General features: G+C 71.3%; 15 protein-coding genes. 7 read left to right on the forward strand and 8 right to left on the reverse strand.

Annotated elements, in window-relative coordinates; translation table 11 throughout:
* The first annotated feature begins 48 nt into the window (after positions 1–48).
* The gene (locus ACF1CT_RS02495; protein ID WP_391781879.1) at positions 49–1971 is read left to right on the forward strand and encodes a family 20 glycosylhydrolase; all 1923 of its coding nucleotides are present in this window, start codon (positions 49–51) and stop codon (positions 1969–1971) included.
* A gap of 124 nt (positions 1972–2095) precedes the next feature.
* Here ACF1CT_RS02495 and ACF1CT_RS02500 read toward each other — a convergent pair whose 3' ends face one another.
* The 7 genes from ACF1CT_RS02500 to ACF1CT_RS02530 form a co-directional block, all read right to left on the reverse strand.
* Complete coding sequence (locus tag ACF1CT_RS02500) at positions 2096–2833, reverse strand: D-Ala-D-Ala carboxypeptidase family metallohydrolase (RefSeq protein ID WP_391781880.1); 738 nt, start codon at positions 2831–2833, stop codon at positions 2096–2098.
* Positions 2834–3013: 180 nt separating this feature from the next.
* A complete protein-coding gene (def, locus tag ACF1CT_RS02505; protein ID WP_391781881.1) occupies positions 3014–3652 on the reverse strand; it encodes a peptide deformylase in 639 nt (212 codons plus the stop codon).
* Positions 3653–3882: 230 nt separating this feature from the next.
* Positions 3883–4875 carry a tetratricopeptide repeat protein gene (locus ACF1CT_RS02510; RefSeq protein ID WP_391781882.1) on the reverse strand — a complete coding sequence of 331 codons (993 nt, stop codon included), beginning with the start codon at positions 4873–4875 and terminating at the stop codon, positions 3883–3885.
* 764 nt (positions 4876–5639) lie between these two features.
* Positions 5640–5960, reverse strand: coding sequence for a mycothiol system anti-sigma-R factor (rsrA, locus tag ACF1CT_RS02515; protein ID WP_391781883.1), 321 nt, complete (start codon positions 5958–5960; stop codon positions 5640–5642).
* Entirely contained in the window at positions 5957–6613 is a 657-nt protein-coding gene (locus ACF1CT_RS02520; protein ID WP_376234883.1) for a sigma-70 family RNA polymerase sigma factor, read from the reverse strand. The genes rsrA and ACF1CT_RS02520 overlap by 4 nt, the downstream gene beginning before the upstream one ends.
* A 330-nt stretch (positions 6614–6943) precedes the next feature.
* A complete protein-coding gene (locus ACF1CT_RS02525) occupies positions 6944–7630 on the reverse strand; it encodes an alpha/beta family hydrolase (protein ID WP_391781884.1) in 687 nt (228 codons plus the stop codon).
* A 25-nt stretch (positions 7631–7655) separates the two neighbouring features.
* Entirely contained in the window at positions 7656–8471 is an 816-nt protein-coding gene (locus ACF1CT_RS02530) for an SOS response-associated peptidase (RefSeq protein ID WP_391781885.1), read from the reverse strand.
* Positions 8472–8549: 78 nt separating this feature from the next.
* Here ACF1CT_RS02530 and ACF1CT_RS02535 point away from each other — a divergent pair, with 78 nt between their 5' ends.
* The 6 genes from ACF1CT_RS02535 to ACF1CT_RS02560 all read left to right on the forward strand — a co-directional run bounded on the left by ACF1CT_RS02535 (position 8550) and on the right by ACF1CT_RS02560 (position 13708).
* Positions 8550–9263, forward strand: coding sequence for a M50 family metallopeptidase (locus ACF1CT_RS02535; RefSeq protein WP_391781886.1), 714 nt, complete (start codon positions 8550–8552; stop codon positions 9261–9263).
* Positions 9264–9385: 122 nt separating this feature from the next.
* Positions 9386–10726 carry a 3-phosphoshikimate 1-carboxyvinyltransferase gene (gene aroA, locus ACF1CT_RS02540; RefSeq protein ID WP_391781887.1) on the forward strand — a complete coding sequence of 447 codons (1341 nt, stop codon included), beginning with the start codon at positions 9386–9388 and terminating at the stop codon, positions 10724–10726.
* A 3-nt stretch (positions 10727–10729) separates the two neighbouring features.
* Positions 10730–11746, forward strand: coding sequence for a ribosome small subunit-dependent GTPase A (rsgA, locus tag ACF1CT_RS02545; RefSeq protein ID WP_391781888.1), 1017 nt, complete (start codon positions 10730–10732; stop codon positions 11744–11746).
* 183 nt (positions 11747–11929) lie between these two features.
* Positions 11930–12253, forward strand: a complete 324-nt coding sequence (locus ACF1CT_RS02550) for a DMT family transporter (protein WP_391781889.1) — start codon at positions 11930–11932, stop codon at positions 12251–12253.
* 82 nt (positions 12254–12335) lie between these two features.
* A complete protein-coding gene (gene hisN, locus ACF1CT_RS02555) occupies positions 12336–13136 on the forward strand; it encodes a histidinol-phosphatase (protein ID WP_391781890.1) in 801 nt (266 codons plus the stop codon).
* A 167-nt stretch (positions 13137–13303) separates the two neighbouring features.
* On the forward strand, positions 13304–13708 hold the full coding sequence (locus tag ACF1CT_RS02560) for a cyclic nucleotide-binding/CBS domain-containing protein (protein ID WP_391781891.1): 405 nt from the start codon (positions 13304–13306) through the stop codon (positions 13706–13708).
* 82 nt (positions 13709–13790) lie between these two features.
* Here ACF1CT_RS02560 and ACF1CT_RS02565 read toward each other — a convergent pair whose 3' ends face one another.
* On the reverse strand, positions 13791–15242 hold the full coding sequence (locus ACF1CT_RS02565; protein ID WP_391781892.1) for a catalase: 1452 nt from the start codon (positions 15240–15242) through the stop codon (positions 13791–13793).
* Between the last annotated feature and the right edge of the window lie 52 nt (positions 15243–15294).

Raw genomic sequence — 15294 nt, forward strand, 5'->3', positions numbered from 1 at the left:
GCACCTGTCCATGGACCGCCACCCGCACACCGCACCAAGGTCTGTGGCATGAACACGCAGACGATAGGACGAAGGACGACCTGGGCGGTGGTGGCCGCGCTCGCCGCCGCGCTGCTGCCCTGGCAGAGCGCCGCGGCCGAGGGCTCCCCCGCCGCCGCGCCACCGCCCGAGGTGCTGCCCTCGTTGCGGCAGTGGCACCCGGACGAGGGAGAGTTCACGCTCGCCGACCGGGCGAGGATCGTGCTGGACGGGGAGCGCGACGGCCGGACGGCCGCCGACGCGCGCCGCTTCGCCGACGAGCTGGCCGGCGGGGCATCGGTGGTACGGGGCCGGGGGGCGGCCCGCTCCGGCGACATCGTGCTGCGCCAGGACGCCGCCCTGAAGGGCTCGCTGGGTCCGGAGGGCTACCGCCTCGACGTCGGCGACCGGATGACCGTCACGGCCGCCACCTCCACCGGCGTCTTCTACGGTTCGCGCACCGCCCTCCAGTTGCTGAACGACGACGGCCGGGCCGCCCGCGGTTCGGCGACCGACGTGCCGGAGTACCGGGAACGCGGGGTCGGCGTCTGTGCCTGCTACATCAACGTCTCGATCCCGTGGTTCGAGCGGCTGCTGAAGGACATGGCCTCGCAGAAGCTCAACCAGCTGTGGATCGAGGCCAAGGTCCGCAGTGACACCGACCCGGCGTCGGCCTTCTGGGGCTACTACACCAAGCCGCAGGTGCGCACGCTGGTCGCACTGGCGAAGAAGTACCACGTGGAGCTGGTGCCGGAGATCAACTCCCCCGGACACATGGACACCTACCTGGAGAACCATCCGGAGCTCCAGCTCAAGGACCGGGACGGGGTCGCCTCCCCGTCCCGGCTCGACATCTCCCGGCCCGAGGCGCTCGCCTACTACACCTCGCTCGTCGACGAGGCCCTGGAGGTGTGGGACACCCGGACCTGGCACATGGGCGCCGACGAGTACATGATCGGTTCCTCGTACCCGGAGTACCCACAGCTCCAGGCCGCCGCGACCGCCGGGTTCGGCGCCGACGCGACCCCCGACGATCTCTTCGCCGACTTCGTCAACCAGGTCGACGGACACGTGCGGGCCGACGGCCGGTCGCTGCGGATCTGGAACGACGGCCTGTCCGGCCGCAACGGCGTCGTCCCGCTGAACCCCGACATCACCGTCGAGCACTGGCTGGGCGGCGGCGCCGTGCAGAAGCCGTCCGCGCTGCTGGCCGAGGGCCGACCGGTCATGAACTCCGCGTACGCGCTCTACCTGGTGCGCGGCGGCTACACGACGCGGACGCGGGAGCTGTACGAGAGCGACTGGACGCCGCTGCGCTTCGAGGACGAGACCCTGCCGGCCGCCCCGGAGAACCTGACCGGCGCGAAGATCAGCCTGTGGCCGGACAGCGCGGCGGCCGAGACCGAGAACGAGGTGGAGGAGAAGACCTTCATGCCCCTGCGCTTCCTCGCACAGGCCACCTGGGGCGGGCCGAAGCCGAGCGACACCTACGCCGGGTTCGAGGAACTCGCCCGGCGGATCGGTCACGCGCCCGGCTGGTCGAACACCGACCGCGCCCCGCTCGCCGACGGCACGTACCGGCTGGCCTCGGGCCCGAAGGCGCTCACCCCGGGCGCGGACTCGGCGGTCTCCCTGGTCCGCGGCACCGCCGCCTCCTGGACCCTGACGGCGACCACCGACGGCTACTACACGGTGCGGTCGGCGGCGACCGGCCAGTGCCTGGACGCGGTGCGCGGCAAGAAGTACCTGGGCGCCCCGCTGGAGGTCGGGGCCGAGCTGTCGCTCGGGGCCTGCTCGGCGACGGCACGCACCCAGCGCTGGCAGCTGGATCCCGTGGCGGGGGCACTGGTCCTGCGCAACGCCGTCTCGCAGCTCCGCCTGACGGAACGGGCACCGGACGGTGCCGCGGTCCAGACGACGGGCGGAACGCCGCTCACGGCGCGCACCGCCTGAGACCCGCGAAACGACGACGGCCCCGCCCGGCGGAACGATCCCGTCGGACGGGGCCCGGTCCGTGGACCGGGCCACCCCACGGACCGGGCCGCCCGCGGCCGGGACCGCCCGGCCCCCGCACCCGTCAGATGCCGCAGCCGGACGCCGACCAGAAGTGGCTGGGGCCCTGGTTGACGTGGATGTGATCGCCGTGGCCGGGGTAGCCCGGGCCGAGGATCCCGTTGAAGCCGTGGTTGCGGGCCTGCTTGGCGAGCGTGCACAGGGAATGCGGCCCGGCGCCCAGATCGGCCGCGTCCCCGTACATGTGACGGCTGTTGGCCGCGCCGCCGACCGCGCTGTTGCAGCTCGCGGAGCGGAAACCGCTGGTGATCCGGATGGGCTGGTCGCCGAGCGCGTGCCGCAGCGCCTCCAGCTTCCACATGGTGCTCAGGGCGTTGGCCTTCGCGGTGCCGGCCGCCACGGCCCCGCCCGCCCAGGTGGAATTGCACTGGTTGTGTTCGGCGTAGGTGAAGTGCGCCGGGGTGCAGTCGTTGTCCTGGAGGGCGTACAGCTTGGCCTGCGTCGCCGGACCGGCGATGCCGTCGGCGGCAAGCCCGTAGGCGGCCTGGAAACGCTTGACGGCGGCGGTGGTCGCGGGCCCGTAGGAGCCGTCGACGGCGAGCACGGAGTTGTATCCGGGATAGCCGGCCACCCTGATCTGGAGCTGGACGACGTCGTTCCCGGTGGCGCCCGGGGACAGCGTGCGGGTCCACGTGTAGCAGCCGTCGGCCTGCGCGGTCCCGGCGGTGACGGCGACACCTCCCGCAGCGAAAGCCATGGTCATGACAATGCCGAGCAGGAGTCGGGCGGTGCGTCTGAGCATGAAGGGGCTCCCTGTCGAGACGGAGGCGTGACGAAGATGTGGTGAGAGAGCCTGTCGGACGAGTCGACGCGCGTCAACTGTGCGCAGGAAAACGGCAGTTGACGATCGGGCGAGCGCAAGGACCACGGGCCCGGCACCCCGTGGAAGGGATGCCGGGCCCGGGTGCAGTCCGGTGCGCGCTCAGTCGTTCGGCACGGTCTCGTAACGCGGCGTGTTCTCCGCCATCTGTCGCAGCGCGTCCTTGCGGTCGCGCTTGGAGAGCCTGTCGATGTAGAGGTACCCGTACAGGTGATCCGTCTCGTGCTGGAGGCAGCGGGCGAAGTAGCCGGTTCCCCGGACCCGGATCGGGTTGCCCTCGGCGTCCTGGCCGCGCACCACCGCGTAGTCGGGGCGGGCCAGCGAGGCGTACGCCGTCGGCACGGAGAGGCAGCCCTCGTTGGAGTCGTCCAGGACCCGCGCCTCGGGCGCCAGCTCCTCCAGCACCGGGTTGCAGACCGCGCCGACGTGCCGCACACCGTCGTCGTCCGGGCAGTCGTAGACGAAGACCTTGAGGTCGACACCGATCTGGTTCGCGGCAAGGCCGACGCCCTCCGCCGTCCGCTGGCTGGCGAACATGTCGTCGATCAGCCGGGCCAGTTCCTCGTCGAACGCGGTGATGTCCTTGCACTCCTTGTGCAGCACCGGGTTGCCCACGACCGTGATCGGACGCGAGGTGCCGCGCTCGCGATGCGCCGTCTCGCGCGCCTCGCAGTCCTCGGTGTCCACGACGAAGCCCTCGTCGTCGACGCTGGTCTGCTCGTCCGTCTCCTGCTGCGCCATGTCCGCCGTACGCCTTCCTCAAAACCTGAAACCCGGGCGTCCGAAGCGGTTCGGGCCCCGAGCACCCGAGCACCGAGACCGGTGCCCGTACAGCCTACGGGCACCGGGGCCACTCGTGTGGGCCGGACCGGACAGCGCCCCGCGGACCGCGGGGGCACGCGTCACCGCACGGCGCCAACACGACACCGCCCCGCCCCGCCCCGGGGCAGGACGCAGGGATCGAGCGCCGGTCAGCAGACCTCTTCGAGATCCCGCCACTCGCGGCTGTCCGGGCTGTCCGAGACCCAGCCGTCCAGCAGCCCGCGCACCAGTCCGGCCGGCGCCGCTATCCCGCACTCGCGCTCCGGCACCCACAGCTCGCCCGCGGTGCGGTGGCCCAGCGGCCCCGGATGCCCCGGCTCGCTGTGATCGTGCGGGTCCAGGTGCTCGCCGTCGCCCTCGTCGCTCTCCATCCGGCTCTCCGAGCACGCCCGGCAGAGCAGCCGTACGGACGACGACCAGTCCTCGGCGGCGAACCCGGCGTCGGACGCCAGCCGCTCCAGCGCGTCCCGGTCCGCCTCGGTGGCCGCCTCCAGCAACACGACCCAGGTGGGAACGGGCGACGGAGCCCACAGCTCGATCTCGTCGAAGACGGGATACGAGGGACCGGCCGCGGTGACCCGCTCGCCGTGCGGCACACCGTCGTGCAGGACGACCTCGCCCCAGCGGCGTCCGGACGACGGCAGCGGGATGGACAGCACCTCCATGCGCGCCGGATCGAGCCTGCGCCCCCACACCACCTCGGCCTCGCCCTCCGGCGACAGCCGTACCGCGGCGCTGCCGAGATCCATGCCGACGGGCTCACTGGCCGCCGCCGAGGTGTGCTGGCCGACTCCCGGAACCTTCAGGCCGTACGCCTGCCAGGCCCGGCGGGCCAGCGGCCAGTCCTGCAACGCCGTGGCCGCGATCCCGACGTTCCACCAGTCGGGGGCGCCGGACTCCTTGTCGAGCAGCGCGACGGCCCGCAGACCGGCGGCTCTCGCCTGTTCCCAGTCGTGCCGGAACTTGTGCAGCAGCGCCAGGTTGAACCACGACTCCGAGAGCCAGGGTTCCAGATCCGCCGCACGTGTCAGCAGTGCGCCCGCGTCCTCGTACCGCCCGTCGCCGATCAGCGTGAACGCGCGGTCCGTGGCCTGCCGCCAAGAGGCGGAGGGCCGATGCCGTACCTTCCCGAAGATCCTCACGATTCCCGCCCGTCCCGACTAGGAGCGTCCGGCAGTGGGCTTCGCGGCGTCGTGGGCCCGGGGCGTGCGCCTCGCGGCGTTGTCGTTCCTCACCAACGCTCCGCGTCGCCTCGATCCTCCGCCTTGCGATGCACGCACCCCGGCCCCGCTCCTTCGCCTGCGCTGCCTGCTGCCGGACGCTCTGGACACCCTCGTTTTCCGCTCTTCTTCGCATCCAACCATGCCCGGCCGGACGCCCGCTCATTACCCATGGGTTACCCGTGCGGGACGGACGCCGGACCACCCCGGGCCGGAACCCGGGCCGGGGTCTCGACGGCCTGCGGCCGGTAGTCCCGGCCGGTACCGGACCTGGGGTGTTCCCGTGCGTCGAGCGGCCGGATGAGCCCTTCCCCGGACAGGCCGTCGTATGCGTCGACGGCCCCGGCGAAGAAAAGTTCACCGCTGTCGTGCGGAACACCGGCGGACGGGAGTGCGTCCGGCCGGCTCCGTTCCACGCCCGGTCCGCGGGTCCGTGCCCGGTCCGCGGGCGAGGGGCGCGGAGGAGGCGTGACCCACCCGCTCGCCGTGGCCGCGGGCGTCCGTGTCCTTGACATCGGCGGGCCGCACGAGGGCCCCGGTGGTGGCGCGGTGGGATGCGCGTTCGCGAGGGGGCGGGCGTCACGCACCGCGGCCCTAGGGGGCGGGCGTCATCCCCGGGACGGCGGCCGTCGTCCGACACCGCCGCCATTCGCCTGACGGCGGTCGTCAGTACTCGACAGCGGCCGTCATTCCTTGGCGGCGGTCGGCCGGTCCGGTTCGGGCGCCGTCAGGTCCTGTTCCGGAACCGCGTGCCCCGAGCGAATCAGGTCGATTCGTCCCATCACCTTGGACCGCAGGTCGCTCGGTACGTCGTCCTGGCCGCAGCAGCGCTTCACCAGCTTCTTCACGGCCTGCTCCAGGCCGTACTTCTCCAGGCACGGGGAGCACTCCTCGAAGTGCGTCTCGAACTTGGTGCAGTCGCTGTCGGGCATCTCGTGGTCGAGGAACTCGTAGAGGTGGTCGAGGACCTCCGAGCAGTCCGTCTCGTGCGGCTCTCCGCAGCTCATGAGCCCGAGCCTTTCCGATCGTCCGACTCTCCGGCACCGGCCGGGACGAGCCCGCGCTCGCGGGCGTAGTCCTCCAGCATGCCGCGCAACTGGCGGCGGCCCCGGTGCAGTCGGGACATCACCGTACCGATGGGAGTCCCCATGATGTCCGCGATCTCCTTGTAGGCAAAGCCCTCCACATCGGCGAGATACACGGCGATGCGGAACTCTTCGGGAATCGCCTGCAGTGCGGCCTTCACGTCGGAGTCCGGAAGGTGGTCCAGCGCCTGGGACTCGGCCGAACGCAGACCCGTCGACATGTGCGACTCGGCGCGCGCCAGCTGCCAGTCCTCGATCTCCTCGGCGGCGCTGCGCTGGGGTTCGCGCTGCTTCTTGCGGTACGAGTTGATGAACGTGTTGGTGAGGATGCGGTACATCCACGCCTTGAGGTTGGTGCCCTCACGGAACTGGTGGAAGGAGCCGTACGCCTTGGCGTACGTCTCCTGGACCAGGTCCTCGGCGTCCGCGGGGTTGCGCGTCATGCGCAGCGCCGCCGAGTACATCTGGTCGAGGTAACCGAGGGCGTCCCGCTCGAAGCGCGCGTTGCGCTCGGCGGCCGTCTCCTGCGCGCGGCCGTCGTCGGTCCCTGTGCCGGTACCGGTGACCGGACCCACCTCCTCCAACGCTGTGGCGGAACCGAAACCGGACCCGCTCGAATCGGAGAATAGTCGACCTTGCCCGGAGACGGGCTGTCGTTCCGGCGCGCCCGGAGCGTGCCCGGAAGCGGTCGTGGCCGCATGCAGGACCGTCCACTCCAGGTCAGCGGTGTTCGAGCGACGCGGGCAGATGGTCGAACCCATGCGACGGACTCCCTCTCCACATACGACGTGATGTACCGATGTCACCGACAACAGCGGCCCCCGGCGCAACATTCCCCCGGGAGGCGCCCGCCCCGGCGGCGCGTCCGGCCCGCACCGGGGCGGACGGCTCGGGGAGGGCGCGGCTCACAGCAGGGCGGACAGCCAGGCGGTCACGGCGTCGGTCACGATCCCCATCGCCCGCTCCTCGGTCGAACCGGACTTCTTCGGTACGGCGAACCCGTGGTCCCCGTACGGCACCTCGGTGAGTGCGTACTCCCCCGGCGGAAACTCCGCGGGCCGTCCGAACGGGTCGTTCCCGCCCTGGACGACGAGCGTGGACACGCCGGTCGCGAGGAGTTCCTCCGCGCGGGACTTCTCCGGCCTGCCCGGAGGGTGCAGCGGGAAGCTGAGCGCGAGAACGGCGCGGGCACCGAGCTCCGTTGCCGTCCGGCAGGCCACCCGGGCCCCGGCACTGCGCCCGCCAGCGACGACGGGGAGTCCGGGGGCGGCGAGCGCGGGCCACACGCCCCGCCATCCGGTGTCCAGCGTCTTCGGGGCGGGCGCGACCTTCTTGCCGGCGACGCGCCACGGCTGCTCCACCAGGGCGACGGTCACCCCGTGCGCGGGCAGCGCGGCGGCCAGGGCCCGCAGATCACGGCTGTCGATGCCGCCGCCCGCACCGTGGCCGACGGCGAGCACCAGCCGGGCGCCGCCGGTGCCGGCGGCGCTTCCCGTACTTCCCTCGCGCTCCGCGGGCACCCAGGTGATCCGGGCGGGCCCGGCCCCGGTGTCCACCGTCTCGACCCTGCGTTCCGTCTCCGTGGCAGTCACGGTTCCCATCCTGCCCGCCCGCGCGTCAGAAGAGCGTGCCGGCCTCCGGCGCGGCAAGTTCCGCCAGCAGCTCGGGACCGTTGTTGCGGACGTTGCTGACGGCGGTGGTCACCGGGTAGGCGCGCATCAGACCGCTCGGCGGCGGCGCGAGCAGCGCCCGCAGTTCCGCGACGTCGGTGCACGAGGGGTCGAGCCAGGCGTCCCACCGGTCCGGGGTGAGCATCAGCGGCATCCGGGGGTGGATGTCGGCGAGCGTGGCCGGGCCCTCGGCGGGGGCGACGGCGAGCGGGGTGGTCTCCGCCTCGGTGGTGATCACCGTGCAGGTCGCCCACCAGGCCGTCGGGTGGTCGTCCGGCAGCGTCCGGTCGCGCCAGAACTCGTACAGTCCGGCCATCGCGAAGACCGAACCGTCGGCAGGCGTCACGAAGTAGGGCTGCTTGCGCGGGCGCTTCCTCCTCCCCTGTTCCTCCAGCTGCCGTTCCTCCGCGCCGGTGACCCACTCGTAGTAGCCGTCGGCGGGCAGGATGCAGCGCCGGGAGACGAACGGACGGCGGAAGGACGGCTTCTCGTGGACGGTCTCCGCCCGGGCGTTGATCATGCGCGCGGCGCCCTCGGGGGACTTCGCCCAGGACGGCACGAGTCCCCATTTCAGGGCGCGCATCTGGCGAACCGGACGCCGGTCCTCTGCGTCTTTCAGAGGACGCTCCACTATCGCGTGGACCTCCTTGGTCGGTGCCACGTTCCAGTCGGGCGCCAGCGTCTCCGCCGGTTCCCACTTCTCCACCTGGAAGAGCCCGGTCAGGTCCTCGGGCCGCCGACTCGCTGCAAACCGTCCGCACATGAGTGCCAGACTGCCACGACCGCCCGGGTGACCGGACGCCGATATCGCAAGCCGCTACCACGAGGAGCCGCCCGCACCATGGACAGCACCGATCTGGGAAACCTGTGGGACCGCGTCTTCGGCACCCAGCCGGCACCCGAGCAGTGGCTGGTGGTGGTGACCGGCACGCTCGCCATGATCGCCGTCGTGCCGAACCCGATATGGCGGCTGAGCCGCAACGCGGTCACCATCGCGCACGAGGGCGGGCACGGACTGGTGGCGCTGCTCACCGGACGGCGGCTGTCGGGAATCCGGCTGCACTCGGACACCAGCGGGCTGACGGTCAGCCGGGGCAAGCCGACCGGTATCGGCATGATCCTCACCGCGGCGGCCGGCTACACCGCCCCGTCGCTGCTGGGGCTCGGCGGCGCGTGGCTGCTCGTCGACGGCAGGATCACGCTGCTGCTGTGGCTGGCCACCGCGTTGCTCGCGGCGATGCTGGTGATGATCCGCAACGTGTACGGGGCACTGGCCGTGATCCTCACCGGGTCGGCGTTCCTGCTGGTGTCCTGGCTGGCCTCGCCCGCCGTGCAGTCGCTGTTCGCGTACACGGTGATCTGGTTGCTGCTGTTCGGCGGGGTGCGGCCGGTCTTCGAGCTCCAGTCGAAGCGGCGGCACGGGGGCGCGCCCGATTCGGACGCGGACCAGTTGTCGCGGCTGACGAACGTGCCGGCCGTGCTCTGGCTGTTCCTCTTCCACGCGGTGTCGCTCTGTTCGCTGATCGGCGGCGGTCGCTGGCTGCTCGGCATGTGAGACCGCAGGACGCCCGGTGGCGTGCAGAAGGGTCACCGGTGTCTACCACAGATTGATTAAGCACGGGTTTCGGCTCATTTGATCGAGATTCCGGTTCGCGGTGAACCACTAAAGTGAGGTTCATGACCGAAACCCCCGTGCACCCCGCCCTCTGGCCCGCTCCGCACGCGAGCGGAGCCGTCGACGCGACCGTCACCGTGCCCGGTTCGAAATCGGTCACCAACCGCGCGCTCGTCCTTGCCTCCCTCGCCGCCGAGCCGGGCTGGCTGCGCCGCCCGCTGCGCTCCCGCGACACCCTGCTGATGGCCGAGGCGCTGCGCGCGATGGGCGTCGGCATCGAGGAGACGGTGTCGTCCAGTTCGGCCGTCGCCGGTGCGCCGGACGTCTCCGGCGAGGCGTGGCGGGTCATCCCGGCCGGGCTGCACGGCCCGGCCACGATCGACGTCGGCAACGCCGGTACGGTCATGCGCTTCCTGCCCCCGGTCGCTGCCCTCGCCGACGGCCCGATCCGCTTCGACGGCGATCCGCGGTCGTACGAGCGTCCGCTGAACGGTGTGATCGACGCGCTGCGGGTGCTCGGCGCCCGGATCGACGACGACAAGCGCGGCGCGCTGCCGATGACCGTGTACGGCGGCGGCGCGCTGGACGGCGGGGCGGTGGAGATCGACGCCTCCTCGTCCTCGCAGTTCGTCTCGGCGCTGCTGCTGTCGGCTCCGCACTTCAACCAGGGGGTGGAGGTCCGCCACACCGGCACCCGGCTCCCCTCGATGCCGCACATCCGCATGACCGTCGACATGCTGCGGGCCGTAGGCGCCCAGGTCGACGAGCCGGAGACGGGCGGCGAGCCGAACGTCTGGCGGGTCTCCCACTCGGCGCTCCTCGGCCGCGACCTGACCATCGAGCCCGATCTCTCCAACGCGCAGCCGTTCCTGGCCGCCGCGCTGGTCACCGGCGGCCGGGTCACCATCCCCGACTGGCCCGAGCACACCACCCAGCCGGGCGACGCGCTGCGCGAGATCTTCACCGCCATGGGCGGTAGCTGCGAGCTGACCGAACACGGCCTCACGTTCACCGGTTCGGGTCGTATCCACGGCATCGAGGTCGACCTCGGCGAGGTCGGGGAGCTCACCCCGGGCATCGCGGCGGTCGCGGCCCTTGCCGACGGCCCGTCCACGCTGAGCGGTGTCGCCCACCTGCGACTGCACGAGACGGACCGGCTGGCCGCGCTCACCAAGGAGATCAACGAGCTCGGCGGCGACGTCACCGAGACCGTCGACGGCCTCCACATCCGGCCGCGCCCGCTGCGCGGGGGCGTCTTCCACACCTATGACGACCACCGGATGGCGACGGCCGGGGCGGTCATCGGACTCGCCGTCCCCGGAGTGGAGATCGAGAACGTGGCGACGACCGCCAAGACCCTGCCGGACTTCCCGCAGATGTGGACCGGAATGCTCGGGGCCTGAGAGATGCGCCGTTACGGCAAGAACCCCGACGAGGACGACGTCCGGGTCCGCCCCAACCGCAAGGGCAACCGGCCCCGCACCCACATCCGTCCCAAGCACGAGGACGCCGAGGACGGCATGGTCCTCACCGTGGACCGGGGCCGCCTCACCTGCCTCGTCGAGGACCGTACGGTCATGGCGATGAAGGCCCGTGAGCTGGGCCGGAAGGCCGCCGTGGTGGGTGACACGGTCTCCCTGGTCGGCGACCTTTCCGGCGACAAGGACACCCTCGCCCGGATCGTCCGGATCGGTGAGCGCCGCTCGGTGCTGCGCCGGACCGCGGACGACGACGATCCGTACGAGCGGGTCGTCGTCGCCAACGCCGACCAGTTGGCGATCGTCACCGCGCTGGCCGATCCGGAGCCCCGCCCCCGGATGATCGACCGCTGTCTGGTCGCCGCGTACGACGGCGGGCTGTCCCCGCTGCTGGTCCTCACCAAGTCGGACCTCGCCTCCCCGGACAAGCTGCTGGAGGCGTACACGCCGCTGGGCGTCCCGTTCGTGGTGACCAGTCGCGAGGAGCTGGAGAACGGCGACGCCGCCGAGCGGGTCCGCGAGCAGTTGCGCGACCGGGTCACGGCCTTCGTCGGGCACTCCGGCGTCGGGAAGACGACGCTGGTCAACGCGCTCGTGCCGAAGGACCGGCGGCGCACGACGGGGGTCGTCAACGCGGTCACCGGCCGCGGCCGGCACACCACCACCTCGGCGCTGGCGCTGCCGCTGCCCGACTACCGGGGCTGGGTGATCGACACTCCGGGCGTGCGTTCCTTCGGGCTCCACCACATCGACCCGTCCCGGGTGATCCACGCGTTCCCGGACCTGGAGCCCGCCGCCGAGGACTGCCCGCGCGGCTGCACCCACGAGAGCGGTCAGCCGGAATGCGCCCTGGACGCCTGGGTGGCGGGGGGGCACGCGGACCCGGCGCGGCTGGACTCGCTGCGGCGGCTGCTGTCCACCCGGGAGCGACGCGAGGGCGACTGAGAGCCTGGACGACCGGCCCGGGTCCATGCGAAGACGACCGATCAAGAAGCAATGCGAAGACGACCGATCCGGAAGCGACGCGAAGGTGACCGGTCGGGGCGCGTTTGCGACCGGTCGGAGCCGGTAAGTGCATAATCACACTCACCGTGGCAAGGCGGTCACCGACGTGGGAAGGCACTGACGATGGCGTGGCTGCTGGTCGTGGTCGCAGGGCTTCTGGAGACCGGCTTCGCCGTCTGTCTGAAGCTGTCGCACGGCTTCACCCGGCTCTGGCCGACCATCGCGTTCTGTGCCTTCGCACTCGGCAGCTTCGGTCTGCTGACGCTCTCGCTGAAGAAGCTCGACGTGGGGCCCGCCTACGCCGTGTGGACCGGCATCGGGGCCGCGGGCACCGCGATCTACGGCATGGTCTTCCTCAACGACGTGGTCTCCACGCTCAAGCTGGTCTCGATCTCCTTCGTGATCGTCGGGGTGATCGGACTCCAGCTCTCCGGCTCGTCCCACTGACCTGGCGCCGCACCCCGCCGGGCCTGCCGCACGGCCACGAGGACGTGTGGATCCGTTCACCTGCGGTCGATACTGTGACGACATGCCCGATTACCACGATGATCTGCGCCTTGCCCATGTACTGGCGGACGCCGCCGACGCGGCGACCATGGACCGGTTCAAGGCCCTGGACCTCAAGGTCGAGACCAAACCGGACATGACGCCGGTGAGCGAGGCCGACAAGGCCGCCGAGGAACTGATCCGCGGCCACCTGCATCGGGCCCGCCCGCGCGACGCGATCCTGGGCGAGGAGTTCGGGATCGAGGGGACCGGCCCCCGGCGCTGGGTCGTCGACCCGATCGACGGCACCAAGAACTACGTCCGCGGTGTGCCCGTCTGGGCGACGCTGATCTCGCTGATGGAGGCCGGGGAGGACGGCTTCCAGCCGGTGGTCGGCGTGGTCTCGGCGCCCGCGCTGAACCGGCGCTGGTGGGCGGCTAAGGGTGCCGGGGCGTTCACCGGCCGCTCCCTCACCTCCGCGACCCGCATCCAGGTGTCGAAGGTCGAACGGCTCGCGGACTCCTCGTTCGCCTACGCCTCGCTGAGCGGCTGGGAGGAGCAGGGCCGGCTGGACGGATTCCTGGACCTGACCAGGGCCTGCTGGCGCACCCGCGGTTACGGGGACTTCTGGCCGTACATGATGGTCGCCGAGGGCTCGGTGGACATCTGCGCGGAGCCCGAACTCTCGCTCTGGGACATGGCCGCGAACGCGATCATCGTCCAGGAGGCGGGCGGCAGGTTCACCAGCCTGGACGGCGTGTCCGGCCCCGGCGGCGGCAACGCCGCCGCTTCGAACGGACTGCTCCACCACGAACTGCTCAGCTACCTCAACCCGCGCCCCTGACCCCGGCCGCGCCCCCCGAGGGGCGTCACGCACCACCGTGCGCCCCTCGGACGGCCCCATTCCCCCCTTGCTGCTGCCCCGCACGGATGCAACGCTGAGAGCCCACCCATCTTGTGAACTTGTGAATCAAGTCACGCAATCGTTTCGCGAAGGAGGTGGCTCCCTTCATGCTCGTCCGTGACGCCATGAGCACACTGGTCCTCACCATCGGGCCCGCCCATACGCTCCGCGATGCCGCCCGGCTCATGTCGGTCCGGCACGTCGGAGCCGCGGTGGTCCTCGACCAGGACACCAGCGGGCTCGGCATCATCACCGAACGCGACATCCTCAACGCGGTCGGCTCGGGCCGAAATCCCGACGTCGAGACCGCCTCCGCCCACACCACCACCGACGTGGTCTTCGCCGCGCCCACCTGGACCCTGGAAGAGGCCGCGGAGGCCATGACACACGGCGGGTTCCGCCATCTGATCGTCCTGGACGATCACGGACCCGTCGGCATCGTCTCCGTCCGCGACATCCTGCGCTGCTGGGCGCCCCACAGGCGCCGCCGCCACGTGGAACTCGTCGGCTGAGCGCCCACGACAACCGGCGGGCCGGCCCTCTCCACGGACTTCGGGGAAGGGGCCGGCCCGCCGTCGACGACAGGCGTCCTCGTCAGCCGCGCAGGGCCTGGACCGCGGCCTCCAGACGCTTGCCGAAGTCGCCGTCCGCCTGGCGGAAGTTGTTGATCGCACGCTCGGCGATGTCATCGCGCGACACCTTGGCGATGAACCCCGCCAGGTTGTCGATCAGCCGGGCCTTCTCGTCCTCGGAGAACAGCCGGTAGAGGTTCCCGGCCTGCACGAAGTCGTCGTCCTCGGCGTGGACGGCCGCCGGGTGCGTGCCGACCTCACCGGTGACCGGGGTGGTCTCCCACAGCGGCCGGTCCGTCTGGGCCGGTCCGCCGAAGCTGTTCGGCTCGTAGTTCTTCGCGCCCTTGTGGCGGCCGTCGTACAGGAAGCCGTCGCGGCTGTTGGTGCGGGCCTCGGTGGCGTGCGGACGGTTCACCGGCAGGTGGTCGGCGTTGATGCCGACGCGGTAGCGGTGGGCGTCGCCGTAGGCGAAGAGCCGGCCCTGGAGCATCTTGTCCGGGGACGGGCCGATGCCCGGCACGAAGTGCGCGGGGCTGAAGACCGACTGCTCGACCTCGGCGAAGATGTTCTCCGGGTTGCGGTTCAGCTCCAGCTTCCCGATCTCGATCGGCGGGTAGTCCTCGTGCGGCCACACCTTGGTGAGGTCGAACGGGTTGAAACGGTACGCCGCCGCCTCGGCCGCCGGCATGATCTGGACCTGCACCGTCCAGGACGGGAAGTCGCCGCGCTCGATGGCCTCGCGCAGGTCGCGCTGGTGGCTGTCGGGGTCCTCACCGGCGAGCTTGTTGGCCTCGGCCTGGGTGAGGCTCTTGATGCCCTGGTCGGTCTTGAAGTGGTACTTGACCCAGAAGACCTCACCCGCCTCGTTGCTCCACTGGTACGTGTGCGAACCGTAGCCGTTCATGTGACGGTACGAGGCCGGGATGCCGCGGTCGCCGAAGAGCCAGGTCACCTGGTGCGTCGACTCGGGCGACAGCCCCCAGAAGTCCCAGACGTTGTCCGCCTCCTGCGAGCCGCTGTACGGGTCGCGCTTCTGGGTGTGGATGAAGTCGGGGAACTTGATGGCGTCCTTGATGAAGAACACCGGGGTGTTGTTGCCGACGAGGTCGTAGTTGCCCTCCTCGGTGTAGAACTTCAGCGCGAAGCCGCGGGGGTCGCGCACCGCGTCGGCGGCGCCGAGGTTGCCCGCCACGGTGGAGAAGCGGAGGAAGGTCTCCGTCTGCTTGCCGACCTCGGACAGGAACTTCGCGCGCGTCCACTGCGAGACGTCGCGGGTCAGCGTGAACGTGCCGTACGCGCCGGCGCCCCGGGCGTGCACGATGCGCTCCGGAATCCGCTCACGGTTGAAGTGCGCGAGCTTCTCCAGCAACGACTGATCCTGCACCAGCACCGGACCGCCGACCCCTGCGGTCTGGCTGTTCTGGTTGTCGGCGACCGGCGCCCCGGCCTCCGTGGTGAGCGGTCCCTGCGTCACGTGCGCCTCCTGCGTCGTTCCTGCACATTCGTCATGTCCTGCACAGCCTGTC

Source organism: Streptomyces sp. NPDC014734, from assembly GCF_043083325.1.
Classification (GTDB): Bacteria; Actinomycetota; Actinomycetes; order Streptomycetales; family Streptomycetaceae; genus Streptomyces.

Bases quoted from the DNA above. Each gene is read 5' to 3' on its own strand.
- ACF1CT_RS02495 (WP_391781879.1), top strand. From the start codon at position 49: ATGAACACGCAGACGATAGGACGAAGGACGACCTGGGCGGTGGTGGCC.
- ACF1CT_RS02550 (WP_391781889.1), top strand. From the start codon at position 11,930: ATGGCGTGGCTGCTGGTCGTGGTCGCAGGGCTTCTGGAGACCGGCTTC.
- rsrA (WP_391781883.1), bottom strand. From the start codon at position 5,960: ATGAGCTGCGGAGAGCCGCACGAGACGGACTGCTCGGAGGTCCTCGAC.
- ACF1CT_RS02530 (WP_391781885.1), bottom strand. From the start codon at position 8,471: ATGTGCGGACGGTTTGCAGCGAGTCGGCGGCCCGAGGACCTGACCGGG.
- aroA (WP_391781887.1), top strand. From the start codon at position 9,386: ATGACCGAAACCCCCGTGCACCCCGCCCTCTGGCCCGCTCCGCACGCG.
- rsgA (WP_391781888.1), top strand. From the start codon at position 10,730: ATGCGCCGTTACGGCAAGAACCCCGACGAGGACGACGTCCGGGTCCGC.
- ACF1CT_RS02560 (WP_391781891.1), top strand. From the start codon at position 13,304: ATGCTCGTCCGTGACGCCATGAGCACACTGGTCCTCACCATCGGGCCC.
- def (WP_391781881.1), bottom strand. From the start codon at position 3,652: ATGGCGCAGCAGGAGACGGACGAGCAGACCAGCGTCGACGACGAGGGC.
- ACF1CT_RS02535 (WP_391781886.1), top strand. From the start codon at position 8,550: ATGGACAGCACCGATCTGGGAAACCTGTGGGACCGCGTCTTCGGCACC.
- hisN (WP_391781890.1), top strand. From the start codon at position 12,336: ATGCCCGATTACCACGATGATCTGCGCCTTGCCCATGTACTGGCGGAC.
- ACF1CT_RS02500 (WP_391781880.1), bottom strand. From the start codon at position 2,833: ATGCTCAGACGCACCGCCCGACTCCTGCTCGGCATTGTCATGACCATG.